Annotated in this window: 20 protein-coding genes; 5 read left to right on the top strand and 15 right to left on the bottom strand. The window is 68.2% G+C overall.

What is annotated here, in order from left to right:
• Positions 1 to 98: 98 nt before the first annotated feature.
• The 3 genes from dnaE to R9B84_RS12190 all read left to right on the top strand — a co-directional run bounded on the left by dnaE (position 99) and on the right by R9B84_RS12190 (position 6,353).
• Positions 99 to 3,632, top strand: coding sequence for a DNA polymerase III subunit alpha (gene dnaE / locus R9B84_RS12200; protein ID WP_423758138.1), 3,534 nt, complete (start codon positions 99 to 101; stop codon positions 3,630 to 3,632).
• A gap of 267 nt (positions 3,633 to 3,899) precedes the next feature.
• Positions 3,900 to 4,988 carry a glycosyltransferase family 9 protein gene (locus R9B84_RS12195; RefSeq protein WP_423759995.1) on the top strand — a complete coding sequence of 363 codons (1,089 nt, stop codon included), beginning with the start codon at positions 3,900 to 3,902 and terminating at the stop codon, positions 4,986 to 4,988.
• A 186-nt stretch (positions 4,989 to 5,174) separates the two neighbouring features.
• Complete coding sequence (locus R9B84_RS12190; protein ID WP_423758137.1) at positions 5,175 to 6,353, top strand: glycosyltransferase family 9 protein; 1,179 nt, start codon at positions 5,175 to 5,177, stop codon at positions 6,351 to 6,353.
• 155 nt (positions 6,354 to 6,508) lie between these two features.
• On the opposite strand, the gene R9B84_RS12185 is transcribed toward R9B84_RS12190, so the two are convergent.
• The 3 genes from R9B84_RS12185 to R9B84_RS12175 form a co-directional block, all read right to left on the bottom strand.
• A complete protein-coding gene (locus tag R9B84_RS12185) occupies positions 6,509 to 7,789 on the bottom strand; it encodes an O-antigen ligase family protein (protein WP_423758136.1) in 1,281 nt (426 codons plus the stop codon).
• Positions 7,790 to 7,921: 132 nt separating this feature from the next.
• Entirely contained in the window at positions 7,922 to 8,764 is an 843-nt protein-coding gene (locus tag R9B84_RS12180) for a glycosyltransferase family 2 protein (protein WP_423758135.1), read from the bottom strand.
• Between the two features lie 127 nt (positions 8,765 to 8,891).
• Entirely contained in the window at positions 8,892 to 9,644 is a 753-nt protein-coding gene (locus R9B84_RS12175) for a glycosyltransferase family 2 protein (RefSeq protein WP_423758134.1), read from the bottom strand.
• 239 nt (positions 9,645 to 9,883) lie between these two features.
• Here R9B84_RS12175 and msbA point away from each other — a divergent pair, with 239 nt between their 5' ends.
• On the top strand, positions 9,884 to 11,635 hold the full coding sequence (gene msbA, locus R9B84_RS12170) for a lipid A export permease/ATP-binding protein MsbA (protein ID WP_423759994.1): 1,752 nt from the start codon (positions 9,884 to 9,886) through the stop codon (positions 11,633 to 11,635).
• Between the two features lie 92 nt (positions 11,636 to 11,727).
• Complete coding sequence (locus tag R9B84_RS12165; RefSeq protein ID WP_423758133.1) at positions 11,728 to 12,120, top strand: RcnB family protein; 393 nt, start codon at positions 11,728 to 11,730, stop codon at positions 12,118 to 12,120.
• A 48-nt stretch (positions 12,121 to 12,168) separates the two neighbouring features.
• Here the strand turns inward: R9B84_RS12165 and R9B84_RS12160 are convergent, their stop codons facing one another.
• The 12 genes from R9B84_RS12160 to R9B84_RS12105 form a co-directional block, all read right to left on the bottom strand.
• A complete protein-coding gene (locus R9B84_RS12160) occupies positions 12,169 to 12,735 on the bottom strand; it encodes an FUSC family protein (protein WP_096471423.1) in 567 nt (188 codons plus the stop codon).
• Between the two features lie 41 nt (positions 12,736 to 12,776).
• Positions 12,777 to 14,045, bottom strand: coding sequence for an MFS transporter (locus R9B84_RS12155; protein WP_423758132.1), 1,269 nt, complete (start codon positions 14,043 to 14,045; stop codon positions 12,777 to 12,779).
• Positions 14,042 to 15,010, bottom strand: a complete 969-nt coding sequence (locus tag R9B84_RS12150; protein WP_423758131.1) for a PRC-barrel domain-containing protein — start codon at positions 15,008 to 15,010, stop codon at positions 14,042 to 14,044. Before R9B84_RS12150 ends, R9B84_RS12155 begins: the two co-directional genes overlap by 4 nt.
• A 391-nt stretch (positions 15,011 to 15,401) precedes the next feature.
• A complete protein-coding gene (locus R9B84_RS12145) occupies positions 15,402 to 15,737 on the bottom strand; it encodes a YggL family protein (RefSeq protein WP_423758130.1) in 336 nt (111 codons plus the stop codon).
• A 126-nt stretch (positions 15,738 to 15,863) separates the two neighbouring features.
• Entirely contained in the window at positions 15,864 to 17,333 is a 1,470-nt protein-coding gene (gene rng / locus R9B84_RS12140) for a ribonuclease G (protein ID WP_423758129.1), read from the bottom strand.
• 7 nt (positions 17,334 to 17,340) lie between these two features.
• Entirely contained in the window at positions 17,341 to 17,973 is a 633-nt protein-coding gene (locus R9B84_RS12135; protein ID WP_047898650.1) for a Maf family protein, read from the bottom strand.
• A 51-nt stretch (positions 17,974 to 18,024) separates the two neighbouring features.
• Complete coding sequence (gene rlmH / locus R9B84_RS12130; RefSeq protein ID WP_006484265.1) at positions 18,025 to 18,495, bottom strand: 23S rRNA (pseudouridine(1915)-N(3))-methyltransferase RlmH; 471 nt, start codon at positions 18,493 to 18,495, stop codon at positions 18,025 to 18,027.
• A gap of 19 nt (positions 18,496 to 18,514) precedes the next feature.
• Positions 18,515 to 18,961 carry a ribosome silencing factor gene (gene rsfS / locus R9B84_RS12125; RefSeq protein WP_047898649.1) on the bottom strand — a complete coding sequence of 149 codons (447 nt, stop codon included), beginning with the start codon at positions 18,959 to 18,961 and terminating at the stop codon, positions 18,515 to 18,517.
• A gap of 4 nt (positions 18,962 to 18,965) precedes the next feature.
• Complete coding sequence (locus R9B84_RS12120; protein ID WP_423759993.1) at positions 18,966 to 19,691, bottom strand: nicotinate-nucleotide adenylyltransferase; 726 nt, start codon at positions 19,689 to 19,691, stop codon at positions 18,966 to 18,968.
• Between the two features lie 14 nt (positions 19,692 to 19,705).
• The gene (gene hemF / locus R9B84_RS12115) at positions 19,706 to 20,629 is read right to left on the bottom strand and encodes an oxygen-dependent coproporphyrinogen oxidase (protein WP_423758128.1); all 924 of its coding nucleotides are present in this window, start codon (positions 20,627 to 20,629) and stop codon (positions 19,706 to 19,708) included.
• 406 nt (positions 20,630 to 21,035) lie between these two features.
• The gene (gene purD, locus R9B84_RS12110; protein WP_034184846.1) at positions 21,036 to 22,316 is read right to left on the bottom strand and encodes a phosphoribosylamine--glycine ligase; all 1,281 of its coding nucleotides are present in this window, start codon (positions 22,314 to 22,316) and stop codon (positions 21,036 to 21,038) included.
• 104 nt (positions 22,317 to 22,420) lie between these two features.
• On the bottom strand, positions 22,421 to 23,149 hold the full coding sequence (locus tag R9B84_RS12105) for a YebC/PmpR family DNA-binding transcriptional regulator (RefSeq protein ID WP_423758127.1): 729 nt from the start codon (positions 23,147 to 23,149) through the stop codon (positions 22,421 to 22,423).
• Positions 23,150 to 23,300: the final 151 nt, after the last annotated feature.

Below are 23,300 nucleotides of genomic sequence, written 5' to 3'. Positions count from 1 at the left end.
TGGCCAGCCGCGCGACGTGGTGTCGCGCGCATCGGCCGAACGGCCAGTGCGGGGATTTTTTGGGCAGCCTGCGCGACGGGGCGGCTACAATAGCGCCCATGTCAGATCCCCGCTTCGTCCATCTTCGCGTTCACTCCGAATTCTCGATTGCCGACGGCATCGTGCGTCTCGACGACATCGTCAAGGCGGCGGCCGCAGACGGCCAGGGCGCGCTCGCGCTCACCGATCTCGGCAACGCATTCGGCCTCGTCCGTTTCTACCAGGAAGCCCGCGGCAAGGGCATCAAGCCGATCGCCGGCTGCGACGTCTGGATCACCAATCCGGACGATCGCGACAAGCCGTCGCGGCTGTTGCTGCTCGTGAAGGACAAGGTCGGCTACCTGAATCTCTGCGAGCTGCTGTCGAAGGCATGGCTCACGAACCAGTATCGCGGCCGCGCGGAACTCGACGCGAGCTGGCTCGACGGCGAGCTCTCGCAGGGGCTGCTCGCGCTGTCGGGCGCGCAGCAGGGCGATATCGGGCTCGCGCTCGCGGCCGGCAACGAAGAAGCAGCGCGCCGTCACGCCGAGCGCTGGGCGAAGGTGTTTCCGGGCGGCTTCTACATCGAGCTGCAGCGATACGGCCAGCCGGGCGCCGAGGCGTACATCCAGCAGGCCGCGACGCTCGCGGCGTCGCTGAAGCTGCCGGTCGTCGCGACGCACCCGACGCAGTTCATGACCGACGACGATTTCACCGCGCACGAGGCGCGCGTGTGCATTTCGGAAGGCGACATCCTCGCGAACCCGCGTCGCCAGAAACGCTTCACGACCGACCAGTATTTCCGCACGCAGGACGACATGGCCGCGCTGTTCGCCGACCTGCCGTCCGCGGTCGCGAACACGGTCGAGATCGCAAAACGCTGCAACCTGAAGCTCGAGCTCGGCAAGCCGAAACTGCCGCTGTTCCCGACGCCGGACGGCATGTCGCTCGACGACTACCTGGTCCAGCTGTCGAAGGAAGGGCTCGAGACGCGGCTCGTGCAGTTGTACCCGGCCGAAGCCGAACGCGACGCGCAGCGCGACACGTACTACAAGCGCCTCGAATTCGAGTGCGGGACCATCACGAAGATGGGCTTTCCCGGCTACTTCCTGATCGTTGCGGACTTCATCAACTGGGCGAAGAACAACGGCGTGCCGGTCGGCCCGGGCCGCGGCTCGGGCGCCGGTTCGCTGGTCGCGTACGCGCTCGGCATTACCGACCTCGACCCGCTGCGCTACAACCTGCTGTTCGAGCGTTTCCTGAACCCGGAACGCGTGTCGATGCCCGACTTCGACATCGACTTCTGCCAGCACGGCCGCGACCGCGTGATCCAGTACGTGAAGGAGAAGTACGGCGCGGACGCCGTGTCGCAGATCGCCACCTTCGGCACGATGGCGGCGAAGGCGGCCGTGCGCGATATCGGCCGCGTGCTCGACCTCGGCTACATGTTCACCGATGGCATCGCGAAGCTGATCCCGTTCAAGCCGGGCAAGCACGTGACGATCGCCGACGCGATGAAGGAAGAGCCGCAGCTGCAGGAGCGCTACGACCACGAGGACGAAGTCCACCAGTTGCTCGATCTCGCGCAGCGCGTCGAAGGGCTCACGCGTAACGTCGGGATGCACGCGGGCGGCGTGCTGATCGCACCCGGCAAGCTGACCGATTTCTGTCCGCTGTACACGCAGGGCGACGACGGCGGCGTCGTCAGCCAGTACGACAAGGACGACGTCGAAGCCGTCGGCCTCGTGAAGTTCGACTTTCTGGGTCTCACGACGCTGACGATCCTCGACTGGGCCGAGCGCTACATTCGCCGCCTCGATCCGTCGAAGGCCGACTGGTCGCTCGCGCAGGTGCCGCTCGACGATCCGGCTTCGTTCCAGATCCTGAAGAAGGCCAACACGGTCGCGGTGTTCCAGCTGGAAAGCCGCGGGATGCAGGGCATGCTGAAGGATGCGCAGCCCGACCGCTTCGAGGACATCATCGCGCTCGTGTCGTTGTACCGTCCGGGCCCGATGGACCTGATTCCGAGCTTCTGCGCACGGAAGCACGGCCGCGAGAAGGTCGACTATCCGGATCCGCGCGTCGAACCCGTCCTGAAAGAGACCTACGGCATCATGGTCTATCAGGAGCAGGTGATGCAGATGGCGCAGATCATCGGCGGCTACTCGCTCGGCGGCGCCGACTTGCTGCGCCGCGCGATGGGCAAGAAGAAGCCCGAGGAGATGGCCCAGCACCGCGAGATCTTCGCCGAGGGTGCGGCGAAGAACGGCCTCACGCGCGAGAAGTCCGACGAGATCTTCGACCTGATGGAGAAGTTCGCGGGCTACGGCTTCAACAAGTCGCACGCGGCCGCCTATGCACTGCTCGCGTATTTCACCGCTTGGCTGAAGGCGCACCATCCGGCCGAATTCATGGCGGCCAACATGACGCTCGCGATGGACGACACCGACAAGGTGAAGATCCTGTTCGACGACTGCGTCGTGAACAACCTTGCCGTGTTGCCGCCCGATATCAACCAGTCGCATTACCGGTTCGAGCCCGTCGCCGAAGCCGACGGCAAGCGCTCGCGCACGATTCGCTACGGGCTCGGCGCAGTGAAGGGCAGCGGCCAGAACGCGATCGAGGAAATCCTGCGCGCGCGCGAGGAAAAGGCGTTCACCGACCTGTTCGACTTCTGCGAACGGATCGACCGGCGCGTCGTCAACCGCCGCACGGTCGAGGCGCTGATCCGCGCCGGCGCGTTCGATTCGCTGAACGCGAATCGCGCGCAGATGCTCGCGTCGGTGCCGCTCGCGATGGAAGCGGCCGACCAGGCCGAGGCGAACGCGATGCAGGCCGGCCTGTTCGACATGGGCGCCGAGTCTCCGCACGCGCATGCGCTCGTCGATGAACCGGCGTGGGACGACAAGCGTCGCCTGCAGGAAGAAAAGGGCGCGCTCGGCTTCTACCTGTCCGGCCACCTGTTCGACGCGTATCGCGACGAGGTGCGGCGTTTCGTGCGGCAAAAAGTCGGCGACCTGAAGGAAGGGCGCGACAAGCTGGTCGCGGGCATCATCGCGTCGCTGCGCACGCAGATGACCCAGCGCGGCAAGATGCTGATCGCGCTGCTCGACGACGGCTCGGGCCAGTGCGAGATCACGATCTTCAACGAGCAGTTCGAGGCGAACAAGGCGCTGTTCAAGGAAGACGAACTGCTGATCGTGCAGGGGCAGGCGCGCAACGACGCATTCACGGGCGGCATCCGCTTCACGACCGATACCGTGATGGATCTCGAACGCGCACGCAGCCGTTATGCGCAGGCCGTGCGGCTGACGATGAACGGCAATGCCGACGCAGCCGCGCTGCGCCGCGTGCTCGAGCCGCACGTGTCGAAGGACGATCCGGCTGCTGCGCCCGCGGTCGAAGCGCCCGCGCCGCGCGGCGGCGGGCGTGACGGCGGCCGTCGCCCGCAGGCGCCGCTGCCGAACGGGCTCGCGGTCCAGATCCACTACAGCAACGCGCGGGCGCAAGGCGAAATGCGTCTCGGCGATGCGTGGCGCGTGAAGCCGAGCGACATGCTGCTCGCGGAACTGCGTGCGGCGTTCGACGGCAGTGTTGTCGAAATTACTTACTGACCGCATCCCGACCGGACGGCTGTCGCGATACGCGGCCCGTCGCATCGCCATCGTGCGGTGCGGCGGGCCGTTTTTACATCGTCGGGCAGCCGGGTCTTGGGCTGGCCATCCGGACGCTATACAATCCGGCGCAAGCCGCGCGCACGCGCGCACACAATTGGGGGCGGATCCATGCGGCGAGCGGCAGCGCGCGACACGGCCGTCCCGGAACAGGATGCCGGGGCATCGGCTCGTCGCGACGAAGAAACTGACAGTCACCACATGACCATGGCCAACGAGAACCCGACCGGGCGGATCCTCGTGATCCGGATTGATTTTCTGGGCGACATGCTGTGCACGACGGCGTTCCTCGGTGCGCTGAAGGAGCGCTGGCCCGGCGCGGAGCTGCATGTGGTCGCGAACCGCTACAACGCGGCCGCGCTGGCCGGAAACCCGGACGTGCACACGATCCACACGTACGTGTACAGCCGTCAATGCGAACGCAACGACCGTCCCGGGCGGATGCGCGCGTTCTTCGACCGGCTGCGGCTCGTGCGCCGCCTGCGTCGCCTGCGGTTCGACCTCGTGGTCGTGCCGAACGGCGGCATGCATCGCAGCAGCATGCAGTTCGCGCGCCAGCTCCGCGCGAAGGATTGCCGCTGGCACGATGCCGAGACCGAATTCGACGATCGCAAGCCCGAACATGTCGCGCAGCGGCCGATGTGCCACGAGGCGCTGTCGGGGTTCCGGCTCGTGCCCGAACTCGGCCGCGCCGATCTCGACCGCCTCGAGCTGTCGGTTCATCCGGACCGCGCGCTGCAGGATGCGTGGTATCGCCTGCTCGGCGAGCGCACGAAGCCGCGCGTCGGACTGTTCGTGTCGAACAAGGCGGCCGAGCGCCGCTGGCCCGCGGACCGCTGGCGCGACCTCGGCGAGCGGCTCGCGCCATTCGCCGACGTGATCGTGTTCCGCGATCCGGCCATTCGCAATGCCGCCGAGGACGATGCGTGGCGCGACGTGAGCGCGCGTCATGTCGCGCCGTCGTCGGTTGCCGATCTGGTGGCCGCCGCGAGCCTGCTCGACGCAATCGTGTCGGCCGACAGCGCACCCGTGCATCTCGCGTCGGCGCTCGGCGTGCCCGTCGCCGCGCTGTTCGAGGATCGTCCCGAGAAATACCTGCGCTGGCATCCGCTCGGCGTGCCGCACGTGATCCTGCGCGCCGGTGCGACCGTCGATGCGATCGACGTCGACGCGGTCGAGCGCGCCGTGCGCCATCTGCTGCCGCAGGCCGGCCATTGCGACGCGCCGGTGGCCGATGCGGGACGCGCGTGGCCGGCGGCCGCTGCGACACCCACGATCCCGACCATCGCCTCGTAGCGCCGGACGCTCCGCGCACGGTGCAAGCGCCGGCGCGCGGGCGCCTGCCGCACTGCGTCCCGCAGGCAGGGCCCCATCAGGGCCCCATCGGCGTGCGATGCACCGCCGGTTCGCCATGCCGCGCCGGCTGCTGCAAAATCCTGTACATTGCCAGCCTTGTTCAGCCAGCTAGACAGATCGATCGCCGTGGCCCTGTTTTCCTCCGCCCGCCCGCCCAGAACCATCCTCGTTGCCGCGCCGCGCCGTATCGGCGACGTGCTGCTGACGACGCCGCTCGTGCGTTCGCTGAAGGCCCGCTGGCCCGATGCGCAGATCGACATGCTGGTGTTTCGCGGCACCGAGGGCGTGCTCGAGCACAATCCGGACGTGCGGCGCGTGATCGTCGTCGCGCAGCGCGCGGGATTCCGCGAGCGGCTGCGCGACGCGCTGTCGATGTGGCGCCGCTACGATCTCGCGTGCGCGGCGCTGAGTTCCGACCGGCCGCGCTTCTATAGCTGGTTCGCGGGCCGCAAACGGGTCGGCCTCGTCGATCCCGACCGCGTCACGTGGCTCACGCGGATGATGCTGAACGGGATCGCGATCAATCACCACGAATCCGCGCATACGGTCGTCAGCACGCTCGCGCTCGCCCCCGTGATCGGCATCGAGCCGGTGTCCGAGGTCGTCGCGCCCGGCATCGGCGACGATCCCGCGCGGCGCGCGCGCTTCGACGCATGGCTCGCGGAGTCGCCGGCGATCCGCGACGGCAAGCCGCTGGTCGTCCTGCATCCGTATCCGATGTTCCGTTACAAGCAATGGCAGCTCGAGGGCTGGGTCGAGATGATCGGCTGGCTGCGCGAGCACGGCTTCGCGGTCGCGTTGTCGGGCGGTCCGGCCGATCGCGAACGCGAGTATGCGGAGCAGGTCGCGGCCGAGGCGGGCGGCGACGTGCTGAACCTGGTCGGCCGCCTCACGTTCGGCGAAAGCGCGGAGCTCGTGCGGCGCGCGCGCCTCTTCATCGGGCCGGACACCGGCGCGACGCACGTCGCGGCCGCGACGGGCACCGACACGATCGCGCTGTTCGGCCCGTCCGACCCCGTGCGCTGGGGGCCGTGGCCGCAGCACTGGCCCGCGACCGAGAATCCGTGGGCGCTGCGCGGCTCGGGGCGGCACGGGAACGTGTGGCTGTTGCAGGGGGAGGGCGATTGCGTGCCGTGCCGGCACGAGGGCTGCGAGCGCAAGGTCGACAGCCGCAGCGATTGCCTCGCCAATCTCGGCGCGCAGCGCGTGAAAGCCGCGGCGGCCGAGATGCTCGGGCTGAATCCGCCGGGCCCGGCGGAAGCCATCGTCGACACGTCGCGACTGCATCGCGCCGGATCGGACTGACGACCGACGCGCGGAAGACGCGCGTTTTTTCTTCGCTTTTCGGGGGGCTTGTTTCTCGACGAGCCGCGCTGACGGCGCGCCGCCCGCTCGCTTTGACGGCGGGCCGCCGCGGCCGCCGAAGCTGGGGCCGGCAGCGGGGCGTATGCCGTCGTGCGTTACGCGCTGCGCCGGATCGCCGACGTCTCGCGCGGGAGCGCCTCGCCGCGCTCGCCGCAACCGAGCAGGATGCCGGCCAGCAGCACGATCAGGTGCCCTTCCGCGAAGTCGAGCAGCAGCGAATTCGCGAGACTGCCGATCGTGAAGATCGCGAGCCATGCGAGCAGCAAGTGCCGCGAGCGCGGATCGAGCGTGCGGCTGCCGCGCGCGATCTGCACGATCAGGTTGACGAACAGCAGCACGCCGAGCGAGCCGAGTTGCACGGCCATCAGCAGGTATTCATTGTGCGGGTTCGACGTGAGCTGGCCCTCGGCGGCCGTCTTGCCGGCCGTGAGCTTCTCGAATTCGAACTCGAGGCCACCCGCGCCGTAGCCGATCACGGGGCGCTGGCGATACAGCTCGAGCCCCTTCTTGTACCACTCGAGGCGCAGCCCGGTCGACGTGACCGCATCGCTCTGCCGGTATTGCTGCACTTCCGACACGACCTTCACGAGCCGGCCGTTGTGAACCGTGCACGCGGCGACGACGAGCGCGACACCGGCCAGCACGAGCATGCCGGCGGCGAGCCCCGCGCGCAGCGCCGATTGCCGGCGCAGCAGCAGCACGAAACGCACGGCGACGACGAGTATCAGGACCAGCGCGATGACCTGCCCCGTGCGCCCCTGCAGCATCACGAACACGTTGACGAGCGACCACGCGGCAACGCCCGCATAGGCGGCGCGCAACAGCGTCGTGCGGGCCGCCAGGGCCAGGTCGGCCGCCTGGTAGAACAGCAGCGCGCCGAACATGCCGGCGGCGATGTGGTTCTTGAACACCCACGCGCGCGACAGCGGCAGTTCGGTCGCGTGCGCGGGGCCGATCGCGGTCAGCCCGAGATAGTTGGTCGTCGACAGCAGCAGGATCACGCACAGCGTGCCGAACCAGCAGCGCCGCACGATCGGCGCCCAGTTCGAATGACGGAACGCGAGCACGGCGAAGGGCAGCAGCAGCAGCTTGTCGTACTTGGCGACCCAGCTCCACGCCTTGTTGTGCGGTGCGACCGTATATGTGACGCTGGCGGCCAGTGCGGCGAGGACCAGCAGCGCCGCGAGCGAAGCCGGGTCGGTAACGAACGAGCGAAGGTCGCGCCAGAATTCGGGCGAGATGACGAGCGCGACGGCGAACAGTCCGCAGAAGACGTTGGTCAGCGCGGTCGAGACCGGCACCATGCAGAGCGCGGCGACGGCGAATGCGCGGGCAGCGGTCAGGCGCCGCGTGGCGGGAGCGGAAAACGAAAGCATCGGTACCTGTCGAATGGACGAATGCGGCTTGCGGACATCATGCTCGCGCCGCGCGTCCCGGCGGGAGCTTCGGGACGAACGGCGCAGTATACGCGAAGCAGTAAAGGTTTCCGTGCCGTTTTAGGGGCTCGATCAGCTGAATGCGCGCTTGATCCGCGAACGCAGCAGCGCGCGCTTCAGGCGCCCAACGACTGCCGGCGTGTCGAGTGCGATGCGCGTGCCGGCCGGTTCGCCGCGATGCAGGTAGTAGCGGTCGAACGTGGCCTGGGTCATGCCCCATTTGTTGAGGAACTGGCGGCGGCCGTCGTTCTTGACGATCTTGCCCGTGCTTTTCTGCTGGAAGTGGTAGACGAGGCTGTCGCCGACGCCGAGGAAGATCCGGCAGCCGGCGTCCCAGAATTTCATCGAGAAGTCGTTGTCGCTGCTCATGCCGGGCGACAGCTCGCTGCTGTAGCCGCCGATGCGGTTCCACCAGTCGCGGTGCACGAGCGTCGGCGGCCAGGTCGACCCGAGCCAGTCCGCGCGCGCGAGTCGCGGGGTTGCGTCGACCAGGCCCGCGGCGTCGAAATGCTCGGCGTCGCGGCCGAAATTACTGACGACGACGCACGGGTTGCGCGTGTCGACCGGCTCGACCATCGTGCCCGACAGCATGAAGAGGTCGGTCGGCATCTGTTCGATGCGGCGCGCGAGCGCCGTGTCCCAGCCGGGGCAGCAGAACATGTCGTCGTTCATGTAGACGACGTAGTCGCGCGTCGCACGCGCGGCGGCCAGGTTCACCGCATGGCAGATGCCGATGTTGGTCGGCGACGCGGTGTGCTCGATCCCTTCGCTGCGCACCCAGTCGAGCGTGCCGTCCGAGCCGTCGTTCACGTGCACGATGATCTGGTGGTCGTACGCGGAGTGGCGGCGCAAGCTGTCGACGACGAGCTTGAGGTACGGCAGGTTGTTCCAGGTCGGGATGATGATGGAGAACATGGCGGTCGGATTCGGTGGTCGTCGTGGCGGGCGGTGCGCGGTGCAGCCGCTTGGGCGCGCGCGGCGCGGGCAGCCCGGCATTGTAACGCCGGGCCGGCCGCGTACAGGCGGCGCGCAGGGCGGCCGCTCAGCGCGCCGGTTCGTGGCCGAGCTTCAGGAAGCGGTAATACACGGTTTCCGCGTTGAACACGGCGATCATGAAGCCCGCGCGGCCGTCGAGGAACCCGCGCCGCAGCACGTAGGTGCGCACGAACGCCCAGGCGCCGCGCGCGAGCGCCTTGCCGAAGCCGCCGCGCTGGCCGGCCGCGCGGCGCTGGCGCGCGCCGGCCGTCGAATACGCGTCGAGCTTGCGCACGACGGTTTCGAAGTCTTCGTACGAGTAGTGCATCAGCTTGCCGGGCAGGCGCTGCGCGGCGGTATCGAACACGAGACGCTCGTGCACGAGATCGTCCGAGAAGCGCGCGGTGCCGCGCCGGAACAGGCGCGGCACCCAGTCCGGATACCAGCCGCTGTGATGGATCCACTGGCCGCAGAAGCTCGACAGCCGGTCGAGCGCATAGACCTGCGCGGCCGGCGCGCGGATCGCGTCGCGGATCGACTGCGCGAGTTCCGGGCTGACGACCTCGTCGGTATCGAGCGACAGGATCCAGTCGGTGCCGAGCGCGTCGAGCGCGCGGTTCTTCTGCGGGCCGAAGCCCGGCCAGTCGCGCTCGACGATCACGCGCGCGCCGTGCGCCTGCGCGATCGCGACCGTATCGTCGGTGCTGCCGCCGTCGATGACGACGATATCGTCGGCGAACGACAGCGCCTCGAGGCACTGGGCGAGCCGCGCGGACGCGTTGAGGGCGATGAGGGCGACGCCGAGGGAGGGTTCAGCCATGAAATCGTCGGAAAGGCGGAGAAAACGGTGAGCGGCAGTATACCCGCGGCCCGGCCGCGGACCGCCGGCCGCCCGTCGCATCGGCCGTGACCGTGCCGGCGGGGGCGGTGCAGCTATAATGTTGAGCCCTTTTCGGCACCCGCCCGACAAGGGCGAAATCCCGGGCGGCCTCGCGCCGGGTGCCGCATCGCGGCTCAAGAAGGATTGCCTTGGAAACCCAGAACACTCTTCGCAAACCGATGGACGGCACCGGCACCTCGCCGGTCACGGTCCTCAAGCGCCTGTGGCCGTACATCCGGCCGCTCATCGGCATCGTGGTGCTCGCCGTGATGACGATGGGCGTCGTCGCGGCCACCGAAGCCGGCATTCCGGCGCTGCTCAAGCCGCTGCTCGACCACGGTTTCGGCGTGCACGGCAGCGACAGCGCGAAATGGTACGTGCCGATCGCGGTGATCGGCCTCGCGCTCGTGCGCGGCGTATCGCAGTACGCATCGAATTACCTGCTCAACTACGTATCGAACCGCATCCTGCTGCAACTGCGGCTCGAGATGTTCCAGCGGATGCTCCACACGAGCGCGTCGTTCTTCCAGCGCGAAACCGCGAGCACGGTGATCAATGCGATCGTGTTCGAGGTCAACCAGATCCTGTCGGTGCTGACGGGCGTGATGGTGACGCTCGTGCGCGATTCGCTGACGGTGATCTTCCTGCTCGGCTACCTGTTCTACCTGAACTGGCGGCTCACGCTGATCGTCGCGGTGATCCTGCCCGGCATCGGCTGGCTCGTCAGCAAGATCAACCGGCGCCTGCGTCGGCTGAACCGCGAGCACCAGACGCTGACCAACGAGCTGTCGTACATCGTCGAGGAGACGGTCGGCGGCTACAAGGTCGTCAAGGTGCACAACGGCGAAGCGTACGAGATGGATCGCTTCGCCGCGATGAGCAAGCGCCTGCGCGGCTATGCGATGCGGATGACGATCTCGGGCGGTCTCGCCCAGCCGCTCACGCAGTTCCTTGCGTCGATCGCGCTCGCGGTCGTGATCACGATCGCGGTCGTGCAGTCGACCAACGACCAGACGACGGTCGGCGGCTTCGTCGCGTTCGTCACGTCGATGCTGCTGGTGATCTCGCCGCTCAAGCACCTGATCGACGTCAACCAGCCGCTGCAGCGCGGGATGACGGCCGCCGAACTGATCTTCGGGCTGATCGACGAGCCGGCCGAGCCGCAGGGCGGCGGGCGGCCGCTGACGCATGCGCGCGGCGAAATCGAGTTCCGCAACGTGTCGTTCGACTATGGCGCGGCCGAGCGGCCGACGCTCGACCGCATTTCGTTCAAGGTCGCGCCGGGCGAGATGATCGCGCTCGCGGGCCCGTCCGGCAGCGGCAAGACCACGCTCGTGAACCTGCTGCCGCGTTTCTTCGACCCGACGGACGGCGCGATCCTGGTCGACGGCGTGCCGGTTTCCGACTACGACCTCCACGCGCTGCGCAGCCAGATGGCGATGGTCAGCCAGGACGTCGTGCTGTTCAACGACACGATCGCCGCGAACGTCGCGTACGGGCAGACGCCCGATCGCGCACGCGTGCAGGCCGCGCTCGAGGCCGCGAACCTCGCCGATGCAGTTGCCGCGATGCCCGACGGGCTCGACACGCTCGTCGGCGGCAACGGGATGCGGCTGTCCGGCGGCCAGCGTCAGCGGCTCGCGATCGCGCGCGCGATCTACAAGGACGCGCCGATCCTGATCCTCGACGAAGCGACGTCGGCGCTCGATTCGGAATCGGAGCGCCACGTGCAGGCCGCGCTCGAACGGCTAATGGAAGGTCGTACGACGCTCGTGATCGCGCACCGGCTGTCGACCATCGAGCGCGCGGACCGCATCCTCGTGCTCGAGGCCGGCAAGATCGTCGAAGAGGGCAGCCATGACGAACTGCTGCGCCACGGCGGCCTCTACGCGCACCTGCACCGGATCCAGTACCAGCAGCAGGCGGCTTGACGCACGTTCCGTTCGCGTCAGACCGCTGTGCTAGTCTTCATCGGGCAGGCCCAGTCGTTTCGCACCACGTGACAACACGGAGGGAAGGCACGATGAAGAGGATGCACAGCATGATGCTGGCCGCGCTGATCGCGGCGGGTTGCGCCGCGCCGGCCGCGATGGCGCAGGATCACGACAACTACGACAAGCACGATAACCACGGTGGCCCCGGCATGCACCGCGGCCACGGCCCGAAACACATGCCGCCCGGCCAGGCGATGCACCGCGAGGACGACGTGCCGCCGCGCTGGGCTGACCAGCCGCGCCGCGACTGGCACAAGGGCGACCGGTTGCCCGACGAATTCCGCGACCGCCAGTACGTGATCGACGACTGGCGCGGCTACCACCTGAGCCCGCCGCCGCGCGGCTATCAGTGGGTCGGCGTGGGCGGCGATCACCTGCTCGTGCAGATCGGCTCGGGCATCGTGCTGCAGATCGGCCAGTAACGATTCCCGCCTTTTATCCGGTTGCCGGGCGCGCGCCCGGCAATCGCGTCACTTTGCCGCCGCGCGGCGAAACCAGCGCCGCTCGATTCTCGACATCCCCCAGCACACGCCCAGCGCACACACGGTACCGAGCGTCACCTCGCCGAGCCGCATCAGCGGAATGTCCCACAGCGGGCCGTTGCCCGGAAACAGCAGCACGATCGTCGCGGTCACGCCGCCGAGCCGTGCCGCGCTGCCGACGTTCAGGCACCAGCAGCAGACGATCGTGAGCGCGACCGCGAGCGCATAGGCGACGAGGCGATCGCCGCCGAGCGCGGCGCCCGCGAAGCCGAGCACGCCGCCGATCATCGCGCCGATGAACTGGTCGCGGGACAGCGACATCGTGTCCGAGTAGTTGTGCTGCGTGACGGCGATCGCGGTGACCGCCGCCCACACGGCCTGCTCGGTGTGCAGCGCACGCCCGATCGTGTACGCGAGGCACGCGCCGCAGACGGCCTGGATGGCCATCAGCACGCCTTGCACGAAACGCTCGCTGAAGGTCAGCCCCTTGAACAGATCGAAGATCGACTGCTGGATCTGCTGGCGGGCTTCGTTGAGTGTCCTGATCGTATCCATCGTGAGTCGGCCAAGAAGCGGGTAGCGGCGGCGCGCTGCGCTCAGTGCGCCTGTTTGGGCGATGCGGCGGCCGGCTCGTCGGCCGCTGCGTCGCCGTTCTCGACGCGCGTTTCGGGCATCACGAGCCAGACCAGCAGCACCGCGAGCGCACCCGCGCCCGCGAGCCCGAAGAAGCTGACCGCGTTGCCGAAGTGATCGGCGACGTAGCCGGCCGCGGCCGTGCTGAGCGTCGCGCCGATCCCGGCCGCGAGCCCGAACAGCCCGATACACAGGTTATAGCGGCCCTTGCCGCCCGCGACGTCGGCCGCGATCAGCGGCAGCATCACGCCGAACACGGCCGCGCTGATGCCGTCGAGCATCTGTACCGGCACGAGCAGGTACGGGCTGCTCACGCCGGCGAACAGCAGCGCGCGCACCGGCAGCGCGGAGAAGCCGAGCAGCAGGATCGGCCGGCGCCCCCAGCGTTGCGCGGAGCGGCCGACCCACGGCGACAGCATCGCGACGATCGCCTGCGGCACGATGATGCACGCGGCGATCACGAGCTGCACGTTCTCGCCCATCCCGGCCGTGACTTCGCCGGCCGCGAGGTTGAGCATTGCCGCGTTCGACAGGTGGAACAGCACGACGCACGCCGCGAAGATCAGCATCCGGCGGTCGCGCAGCAGTTCGAGCAGCGTTTCGCGTTCGCCGGCTCCGTCGTGATCGCCGTGATCGTCGGGCTTCGACGACTGCGGGATCACCTCGTGCGTCGGCTGGATCATCGCGAGCGCGAACAGCGCGGGCAGCGCCAGTACCGCGGTCAGCCAGAACACCGCTCGCGCGGAGAAGTATTCGCCGGTGAGCCCCATCAGGCCCGCTGCGACCGCACTGCCGATCGATGCCCAGCGTGCGTTGCGGCCGAGCCGGTCGCCGAGGTCCGCGCGGCCGACGAGCGAGAACGAGATCGCGGCCATCGCCGGCACGAGCATGCAGCTCGCGAAACCGTGGAACACCTCGGCGGCGATCACCGGCACGATCGTCGGGCTCGACGCGAGCAGCACCGCGGACAGGATGATGGCCGCGATCGCCCACGCGGCCGCGCCCTTCTTGTTCTTCAGCGCATCGACGGCCGCGCCGCCCGGCACCTGGCTGACCATCGCGCTGATCGTGCCGATCGACAGCACCATGCCGATCTCGCCCTGCGTCCACTTGTGCGACGCGAGGTAGGACGCGATGAACGGACCGAACCCTGTTTGAACGTTTGCAACGAAGAAGTTGAGCCAGTCGAGGGACCGGAGACTGCGTACGCTGACGGAATGCTTGATCGTCATCGGGTCGCACTCGCAGACGAAGCCGGCGCCGGTGCCGGGGCAACGGGCGGGTAGACCGCGACGATCGGCTTGTCGGCCGCGTAGGGCGGCGACGCCTTGATCTGTGCGTCGTTCAGGTCGAGCTGCGGATGCAGCGCCTTGTCGCGCGTGACGAAGCGCAGCGCACCCCAGCTCGCGGCGATCGAGCGGCGGTCGGTATTGACGAGCCCGCCGAGGTCGAGCACGACGGCCTGCGGTTGCGCGGCGCGGTCGATCAGCACGTCGACGATGCGGCCGATCTTCGTGCCGTTCGGGCGCTCGACATCGCTGTCGAGCATCGGCAGCCGCGTCGCGGGCGACGCCGCGGCCGAGCCCGACAGCGGCACGGCCTTCGGCCGCGCGGCGGGCGGCAGGTCGCCCGACGGCACGTCGAGCACGATCGGCTCCTGTTTGCCGCCCGGCGTGAAGCGGAACACGTTCCACGGGAAGATGACCTTGCGGTCGCCGACGCCCATGAAGCCCTGCAGGTTGACGATCATCTCGCGCGGCTTGCCGCTCGCGTCGGTGACCATGTCGACCGCGCGGCCGATCACCTTGCCGTTGCGGCGCGCGACTTCGCTGTCGAGCAGCGCATGGATCTGGGTGCGGTCGAGCACGCGCGTCGCGACGAGCGGCGCGGGCGGCGGGGGCGGCGGCGTAGGCGTTTCCGGGCGCAGCACGGGCTTCGGGCGCGTCACCTCGCGATGCGGCTTCTTCGGCGCTTCCGGTTCTTCCGGCTGCGTCGGCGCCGGCACGGGCGGCATCGTCAGCGGCTCGCCGGCGGTTTCCTCGACGGGCTCGACGAGCGCCTCGCTGATCGGCGCGGGCGGATTCTGGGTCGGCAGCAGCCCGCAGCCGGACAGCAGCACGGCGGCGGCGAGAATCGGGAAGACCGTCGACGACGGAAACGACTTGCGGGATGCGGGAAACGGAAGTCCGCCGCTCATTGACACTCACTCCATGGGTCGGGGGCGGCCCGAGGGCACGCGGCTGGCGATGGATGGCGGGTGCGGGCGGCGCACCACGCGAGGTGAGAGTTTAACGTGTCTTGCTTTCAGGACCGATTTCGATGGCCGATTGGAGGCGGACTGTCGGGAAAAGGAAGGGATCGGAGGTGGGGCGGGGGATGCCGAATGACGGTTGAGGATGCGGCGCCTGATCAGCGGTAATCACGGTCGACGCGGCACGAATCGCGTGAGTCAGTGCCGGTCGCGTGGGTGTCGGGCGACGGGGGAGGGAGGGGAGCGGAAGAGGAGGCCGTGAACGCAGGCGCTGGCCCGGCCCGCCGTCATGGCGGGCCGGCGCGAATGCTGCCCGATGCGGGAAGAAGCCGGAAAGTCAGGCGTCCGGATACCACGCATCGGTGAATTCGCTGACCTTGACGTCAGTCAGCTCCGACCGTGCGGCAAGCCAGCCGCGCACGATCTCGCGATCGGCGTCGGTCGTCGTGCCGCGCGGCGCGCCGGAGATCACGTAGGCGCCGATACCTTCGTCCGCGGACGCGACGGTCAGCAGCCCGTTCGCTTCGACGAAGTCGATGAACGCGTCGATCAGTTCGCCGCGTTCGAGGTCGGTCATCTCGTTGCGGTAATGCGCGGTCGCGTTGAACGCGAGTTCCTGGAATTCGCCGATGTGGAGTTTCTTGCGCTGGCGGCGGTTGTGGCCTTGGCTCATGGTGCGTGATGAATACGAAAAGGGTAAGTGAAAGGGCGGCGGCGGGCGCTGGCGCGGGATGCGCGAGCGGCCCGGGCGCCGCATCGAAGCGCCGCGCGGCGATGCCGGCGGCGGATGGGCGGAACCTTACATCAGCACGATATCGTACTGCTCCTGGCTCAGGTTCGATTCGACCTGCAGCGACACCGGCTTGCCGATGAAGTCGATCAGCATCGCGAGATGCTGCGACTCCTCGTCGAGGAACAGGTCGATCACCTGCTGCGCGGCGATCACGCGGAATTCGCGCGGGTTGAACTGCCGCGATTCGCGCAGGATCTCGCGCAGGACGTCGTAGCACACGGTGCGCGACGTCTTCACCTGGCCCTTGCCCTGGCAGGTCGGGCACGGCTCGCACAGCACGTGCGCGAGCGATTCGCGCGTGCGCTTGCGCGTCATCTCGACGAGCCCGAGCTGCGAGAAGGTATTGACCGTCACGCGCGTGCGGTCGCGCGACAGCGCCTTCTTCAGTTCGGACAGCACCGCGTCGCGATGCTCGGCGTTCTCCATGTCGATGAAGTCGATGATGATGATCCCGCCGAGGTTGCGCAGCCGCAGTTGCCGCGCGATCGTGTGCGCGGCCTCGAGGTTGGTCTTGAAGATCGTGTCGTCGAAGTTGCGTGCGCCGACGTAGCCGCCCGTGTTCACGTCGATCGTCGTCATCGCCTCGGTCTGGTCGATCATCAGGTAACCGCCCGACTTCAGGTCGACGCGGCGCGACAGCGCGCGCTGGATCTCCGTCTCGATGTTGTACAGGTCGAACAGCGGCCGCTCGCCCGTGTAGTGGTGCAGCTTCGGGCTCACGGCCGGCGTGAACTCGGACGCGAATTCGGAGAGGCGCTGGTACGTCTCGCGCGAATCGACCTGGATGCGCGTCGTGTCGTCGTTCGCGAAATCGCGCAGCACGCGCTGCGCGAGATCGAGATCCTGGTACAGCAGGCTCGTCGCCGGCAGCCGCTGCGCAAGCCCTACGATCGTCGCCCACGTCTTGCGCAGGTACGTGACGTCGCCGGCCAGTTCGTCGGAGGTCGCGTCCTCGGCGATCGTGCGCACGATGTAGCCGCCTTTCTCGTCCGGCGGGATCACGGCCGTCAGGCGCGCGCGCACGGCCTCGCGTTCGGCCTCGCTCTCGATCTTCTGCGAGATGCCGATATGCGGCTCCTGCGGCAGGTAGACGAGCGTGCGGCCCGCGATGCTGACCTGCGTCGACAGCCGCGCGCCCTTCGTGCCGATCGGATCCTTGATCACCTGGACCATCAGCGTCTGGCCTTCGAACACGGTCTTCTCGATCGGCTGGTGCGGCGTGTTCGATTGCGGCTCGCCGGCGAGGCGTGGATGCCAGATGTCGGCGACGTGCAGGAATGCCGCGCGCTCGAGGCCGATGTCGATGAACGCCGACTGCATGCCAGGCAGCACGCGCACGACCTTGCCGAGATAGATGTTGCCGACCCGCCCGCGCGACAGCGTGCGCTCGACGTGAAGCTCCTGCACCGCGCCTTGCTGGACGAGTGCGACCCGCGTTTCCTGCGGCGTGAGGTTGATCAGGATTTCTTCGTTCATGGCGGGCTCAGAAGGCGACACGCGCGGCGCGCAACAGCGCCGCGGTCTCAAAAAGGGGCAGACCCATGATACCTGAATGGGAACCGTCGATCCGCTCGATGAATTCGGCCGCGCGCCCCTGGATCGCGTACGCGCCGGCCTTGCCGAACGGCTCGCCCGTTTCGACGTAGCGCGCGTATGCGTCGCGCGATGCCGCCGCGAAGCGCACCGACGAGCGCGACAGCGCGGGCGGCAGCAGTTCGCCGCCGGCATCGATTACGGCGACGGCGGTCAGCACCGCGTGTTCGCGGCCCGCGAGGCGCGTCAGCATCGTGAGCGCGTCATCGGCGTCCGCTGGCTTGCCGAGGATCGCGCCGTCGATCGTGACGGTTGTATCGGCAACCAGCACCGGCGCGGCCGGCTTGCCGCTCGCGACGAGGCGCGCACGCGCGGCTTCGGCCTTCGCGACGGTCACGCGTCGCACGTAGGCATCGGCGGCTTCGCCGGGCAGTTCGGCTTCGAGCGCCTCGGCGTCTTCGTCGGGGCGCGGCAGCAGCAACTCGAAGCGGACGCCGATCTGCTGTAGCAGCTCCTGGCGGCGCGGACTTTGCGAAGCGAGGTAAAGGGTCGGGAACAGCGCGGGGGACGTGCTGGACGGCATGGTGTCGTTATCTCGGTGAGCGCGCGCGGCGCGCGTCTCGAGGACGACACGTCATGCGCGGTGGTAGGGGTGATTCTGCGTGATGCTCCACGCCCGGTAAAGCTGTTCGGCGAGCAGCACGCGCACCATCCCGTGCGGCAGCGTCATGCTCGAGATGCGCAGCAGCACGTCGGCGCGCGCTTTCAGTTCCGGATCGAGCCCGTCGGCGCCGCCGATCACGAATGCGACGTCGCGGCCGTCCTGCTGCCAGCCGGGCAGCGCCTGCGCGAGTTGCATCGTGGTCCAGTCGCGGCCGCGCTCGTCGAGCGCGACGAGGCGCGCGCCCTTCGGCAGCGCGGCCTCGATCTTCTGCCGCTCGGCCGCCATCACGCTTTCGGCGCTACGGCCGCCCGACCGCAGTTCGGGCTTGATCTCGCGCAGCTCGATGCGCAGTTCGGGCGGCATCCGCTTCGTGTATTCGTCGAAGCCGGATGCGATCCAGCCCGGCATCTTGTGGCCGACCGCGAGGATGAAAAGCTTCATCGGGACGATTCGTAACGACTTAGCGGCGGCGGGCGGCCGTCTTGCGCGCCGGGCGGGCCGGTGCTTCTTCCTCGTCGTCCTCGTCTTCGCTTGCGGTGGCGAACCCGTTCTGGCCCTTGCCGCCGCCGAGCTTCATCCGCACGGGCTTGTCGCCCCAGATTTCCTCGAGGTTGTAGTACTGGCGCAGGGCCGGCTGCAGGATGTGCACGATCGCGTCGCCGCAGTCGACGAGCACCCATTCGCCCGTTTCCTCGCCCTCGGAGCTGACGATGTCGCCGCCGGCTTCCTTGACCTTGTCGCGCACGCTCGATGCGAGGGCCTTGGTCTGGCGGTTGGAGGTGCCCGATGCGACGACCACGCGGTCGAACAGTTCGGTCAGGTGGCTGGTGTTGAACACCTTGATGTCTTGCGCCTTGACGTCTTCGAGGGCGTCGACGATCACGCGCTGCAGTTTGCGAATATCCATGGAATCAGGTGTGGTAGAGGCGATGTTGAAGAATATAGGCCCATACGGCGGCCGGCACATGCTCGGCCGACGCATCGGGCATTTGCGCATGGCGCGCGATGCATTCGCGCAGGTGCGCGCGGATGTCGGTCGCGGCGATGTCGAACGCGAGGGTCGTGTCGATCAGCAGGCGGCCGGCCGGCGTGTCCTTCAGCACGTCGGCGCCGGACTGCCGCGCGGTGATTTCCTGCGCGACGTCCGGCGACGCCGCGCCGAGCTCGAAGCCCGGACGCGTCGACGCGCAGATGTGCGCGTAGTCGAACAGCTTGCGCCAGTCGCGCCACGTATCGAGGCGCACGAGCTGGTCGGCGCCGATCAGCAGCGACAGCGACGCGTCGGGGCCGACCCGCTCGCGCCAGCGCGCGAGCGTGTCGACCGTGTAGGTCGGGCCGGCGTGCTCGATCTCGTCGGTGGCGACGGTCACGGTCACGCCCGGCAGCACGAGCGAATCCGCGGCCGCGCGCGTCATCGCGAGCCGATGCTCGGCGGCCGACACGTCGCGTTTCTGGTACGGCTGCCCGGCGGGCAGCAGCACGAGCTCGGTCAGGCCGAGCAGCTCGGCAAACCGGCGCGCGAGCGCCAGATGGCCGTCGTGGATCGGGTCGAAAGTGCCGCCCAGCAGGCCGATACGACGCGGCAGCGGGGCGGGGCGGGCGATGGTGTCCAGAAACGCGTCCTTTTCTTGGGGCAGCGGGGCGCGCGGGCTCAGACCCAGTCGCGCGGCACGAGGAAGTCGCTGTACAGGCGCGCTTCGGGCGTTCCCGGTTCGGGCTGCCAGTTGTAGCGCCAGTTCGCGACCGGCGGCATCGACATCAGGATCGACTCGGTCCGGCCGCCGCTTTGCAGGCCGAACAGGGTGCCACGGTCGAACACGAGGTTGAATTCGACGTAGCGGCCGCGGCGATACGCCTGGAAGTCGCGTTCGCGCTCGCCGTACGGCAGGTCGGCGCGGCGCTCGACGATCGGCAGGTAGGCCTGCAGGAACGCATCGCCGACGCTTTGCATCAGGTCAAACGAGCGTTCGAAACCGGGCTCGGAGAAATCGTCGAAGAAGATCCCGCCGATGCCGCGCATCTCGTTGCGGTGCTTCAGGAAGAAATACTCGTCGCACCATTTCTTGAAGCGCGGGTAGAGTTCGGCGCCGAACGGGTCGAGCGCATCCTTGCAGGTCTGGTGGAAATGCCGCGCGTCGTCCTCGAAACCGTAAACTGGTGTCAGATCCATGCCGCCGCCGAACCAGAACACGGGCTCCTCGCCCGGTTTCGTCGCGATCAGCATCCGCACGTTCATGTGCACGGTCGGGCAGTACGGATTGCGCGGGTGCAGCACGAGCGACACGCCGAGCGCCTCGAAGCCGCGGCCCGCGAGTTGCGGGCGGGCCGCGCTCGCCGACGGCGGCAGCGCGTCGCCCGAGACGTCCGAAAAGCCGATTCCCGCGCGTTCGAACACGCGGCCGCCTTCCAGAATCCGCGTGCAGCCGCCGCCGCGCAGGCGTTCAGCCGGCCCGCGCTGCCAGGCGTCGGTCGCGAGCGGCGTGCCGTCGAGCGCGCCGAGCGCGTCGGCGATGCGTGTCTGCAGGCCCTGGAGGTACGTGCGCACGCGCGCCACGTCGTAGGTCGAATCGGTCATGTCTGGACTGGGTGCCCCCGCCCGAAGCGGGAGCCGTAAAAAAGGCATCTGCCGGGCATTCTATCGAACCCCGGCAGAGGGGCCTGTTCCCGCTAATAACGGGCTTGCGAACGTGCCTTGCCGGTCGTAGTGCAAGGCGCGAGGAGCGCCGTTTGGCCGAGCCAAACAAGCGACGAGCAACGCCGCAATGCGGCCGGCAAGGCACGTTCCCGAAACTAACAAAAATTCCATCCTGGGGCTGGCCGCCAGAAGGGCCGATCGCCGCGTCATGCTCCTTGCGAATACGTTGAGTATTCGCTTCGTCGCATTCCTCGCGCTCGGCCCTTCTGGCGGCCAGCGCAAGCCCGTTATTAGCGGGAACAGGCCCCTCGCGGCGCGCCGCGTTGCGGCGCGCCCGAAGCGATCGTCACACGCTCTTGCGGTTGAGCGCGCGGAAACCGATGTCGCGGCGGTACTGCATGCCTTCGAAATTGATCTGGTTGATCGTGTCGTAAGCATGCTGCTGCGCTTCGCGCACCGAATCGGCGAGGCCGACCACGCACAGCACGCGGCCGCCGGACGTCACGAGCTTGTCGCCGTCGCCGAGCGTCGTGCCCGCATGGAACGTGACGGCCTGTTCGGTCTCGGCCGGGATCCCGTTGATGCGGTCGCCCTTGCGCGGCGCGTCCGGATAACCGTGCGCGGCCAGCACGACGCCAAGCGCGGTGCGGCGGTCCCAGTCGAGCTCGACCGTATCGAGCGTGCCCGCGATCGCCTGCTCGACGACCTTCGAGAAATCGCTTTTCAGGCGCGCCATGATCGGCTGCGTTTCCGGGTCGCCCATCCGGCAGTTGAACTCGAGCGTGCGCGGATTGCCTTCCTTGTCGATCATCAGGCCCGCATACAGGAAGCCCGTGAAGCGGATGCCGTCCTTCTCCATCCCGCGCACGGTCGGCATGATGATCTCGCGCATCACGCGTGCGTGCATCTGCGGCGTGACGATCGGCGCGGGCGAATACGCGCCCATGCCGCCGGTGTTCGGGCCGCGGTCCTCGTCGAGCAGGCGCTTGTGGTCCTGGCTGGAAGCCAGCGCCAGCGCGTGCTTGCCGTCGACCATCACGATGAAGCTCGCTTCCTCGCCGTCGAGGAATTCCTCGATCACGACGCGCGCGCCGGCGTCTCCAAGCTTGTTGCCCGACAGCATCATGTCGACGGCGGCATGCGCCTCTTCGAGCGTCATCGCGACGACGACACCCTTGCCGGCCGCGAGGCCGTCGGCCTTCACGACGATCGGCGCACCCTTCGCGTCGATGTACGCGTGGGCCGCGGCAGCATCGGAGAAGGTTTCGTAGTCGGCCGTCGGGATGCCGTGACGCTTCATGAACGCCTTCGCGAAATCCTTCGAGCTTTCGAGCTGCGCGGCTTCGCGGGTCGGGCCGAACACTTTCAGGCCGCGCGCGCGGAACAGGTTGACGATGCCGGCCGCGAGCGGTGCTTCCGGCCCGACGAGCGTGAACGCGACGCCTTCGCTTTCCGCGAAATCGGCGAGTTCGTCGAGCGACGTGATGTCGACGTTCTTCAGACGCTCGTCCTGCGCCGTGCCGCCATTGCCGGGTGCGACGTAGACCATCTGGACGCGCGGCGACTGCGCGAGCTTCCACGCCAGCGCATGTTCGCGGCCGCCGGAACCGACGACGAGTAGTTTCATGGGATTCCCCGCAGACTAGAAAACAGGGCGGCCGGCACGCTCAGGCGCGCCGGCCGCGGATTCGGTCGGGCCGCCGCCGCGACAGGAGCACGGCGGCCGGCATCTCATTCCTCGACGATGACGGCGTTCGTATACACGTCCTGCACGTCGTCGAGGTTCTCGAGCGCGTCCAGGAGCTTCTGCATCTTCGCCGCGTCGTCGCCGGTGAAGTCGACTTCGTTCTGCGGCTTCATCGTCACTTCGGCGAGTTCGGCCTTGAAGCCGGCGGCTTCGAGCGCGTCCTTCACCTTCGAGAATTCCTGCCAGTCGCACAGCACTTCAATCGAGCCGTCGTCGTTCGTGTTCACGTCGTTCGCGCCGGCTTCGAGCGCGGCGTCCATCAGCGCGTCTTCCGACGTGCCGGGCGCGAACAGGAACTGGCCGACGTGATCGAACATGAACGCGACCGAGCCGTCGGTGCCCATGTTGCCGCCGAACTTCGAGAACGCGTGGCGGACTTCCGCGACCGTGCGGGTGCGGTTGTCGGTCAGCGTGTCGACGATGATCGCCGCGCCGCTGATGCCGTAGCCTTCGTAACGGATTTCCTCGTAGTTCGCGCCGTCCGCGCCGCCGACGCCGCGATCGATCGCGCGCTTGACGTTGTCCTTCGGCATGTTCGCGTCGGCCGCCTTGTCGACCGCGAGACGCAGGCGCGGATTCGAGTTGACGTCGCCGCCGCCGAGGCGCGCCGCGACCTGGATTTCCTTGATCAGGCGAGTCCAGATCTTGCCGCGCTTCGCGTCGGCCGCTGCCTTCTTATGCTTGATGTTGGCCCATTTCGAATGACCAGCCATACCTTTCTCCGTGCCCGGGCGCGCTGCGCGGGCGAGTGTGCCAATGTGTCGTTGAATCGGCGGCCGTTTCGGCGGGCATGAAGCCGCGGGGCCGCGCGTGTCGAGTGGATCGAGATTTTATCACGCGGCGACCGTCGGATCGGGGCCGCCG

The organism is Burkholderia sp. NLJ2 (assembly GCF_049487195.1).
In the GTDB taxonomy this organism is placed as follows: domain Bacteria; phylum Pseudomonadota; class Gammaproteobacteria; order Burkholderiales; family Burkholderiaceae; genus Burkholderia; species Burkholderia pyrrocinia.
This window is presented reverse-complemented; position numbering and strand designations above follow the sequence as displayed.

Bases quoted from the DNA above. Each gene is read 5' to 3' on its own strand.
- R9B84_RS12145 (WP_423758130.1), bottom strand. From the start codon at position 15,737: ATGAGCCAAGGCCACAACCGCCGCCAGCGCAAGAAACTCCACATCGGC.
- R9B84_RS12185 (WP_423758136.1), bottom strand. From the start codon at position 7,789: ATGCTTTCGTTTTCCGCTCCCGCCACGCGGCGCCTGACCGCTGCCCGC.
- rng (WP_423758129.1), bottom strand. From the start codon at position 17,333: ATGAACGAAGAAATCCTGATCAACCTCACGCCGCAGGAAACGCGGGTC.
- msbA (WP_423759994.1), top strand. From the start codon at position 9,884: ATGGACGGCACCGGCACCTCGCCGGTCACGGTCCTCAAGCGCCTGTGG.
- dnaE (WP_423758138.1), top strand. From the start codon at position 99: ATGTCAGATCCCCGCTTCGTCCATCTTCGCGTTCACTCCGAATTCTCG.
- R9B84_RS12105 (WP_423758127.1), bottom strand. From the start codon at position 23,149: ATGGCTGGTCATTCGAAATGGGCCAACATCAAGCATAAGAAGGCAGCG.
- R9B84_RS12180 (WP_423758135.1), bottom strand. From the start codon at position 8,764: ATGTTCTCCATCATCATCCCGACCTGGAACAACCTGCCGTACCTCAAG.
- R9B84_RS12160 (WP_096471423.1), bottom strand. From the start codon at position 12,735: ATGGATACGATCAGGACACTCAACGAAGCCCGCCAGCAGATCCAGCAG.
- hemF (WP_423758128.1), bottom strand. From the start codon at position 20,629: ATGACCGATTCGACCTACGACGTGGCGCGCGTGCGCACGTACCTCCAG.
- R9B84_RS12135 (WP_047898650.1), bottom strand. From the start codon at position 17,973: ATGCCGTCCAGCACGTCCCCCGCGCTGTTCCCGACCCTTTACCTCGCT.
- R9B84_RS12195 (WP_423759995.1), top strand. From the start codon at position 3,900: ATGGCCAACGAGAACCCGACCGGGCGGATCCTCGTGATCCGGATTGAT.
- purD (WP_034184846.1), bottom strand. From the start codon at position 22,316: ATGAAACTACTCGTCGTCGGTTCCGGCGGCCGCGAACATGCGCTGGCG.
- R9B84_RS12175 (WP_423758134.1), bottom strand. From the start codon at position 9,644: ATGGCTGAACCCTCCCTCGGCGTCGCCCTCATCGCCCTCAACGCGTCC.
- R9B84_RS12150 (WP_423758131.1), bottom strand. From the start codon at position 15,010: ATGAGCGGCGGACTTCCGTTTCCCGCATCCCGCAAGTCGTTTCCGTCG.
- R9B84_RS12165 (WP_423758133.1), top strand. From the start codon at position 11,728: ATGAAGAGGATGCACAGCATGATGCTGGCCGCGCTGATCGCGGCGGGT.
- rsfS (WP_047898649.1), bottom strand. From the start codon at position 18,961: ATGGATATTCGCAAACTGCAGCGCGTGATCGTCGACGCCCTCGAAGAC.
- R9B84_RS12155 (WP_423758132.1), bottom strand. From the start codon at position 14,045: ATGACGATCAAGCATTCCGTCAGCGTACGCAGTCTCCGGTCCCTCGAC.
- rlmH (WP_006484265.1), bottom strand. From the start codon at position 18,495: ATGAAGCTTTTCATCCTCGCGGTCGGCCACAAGATGCCGGGCTGGATC.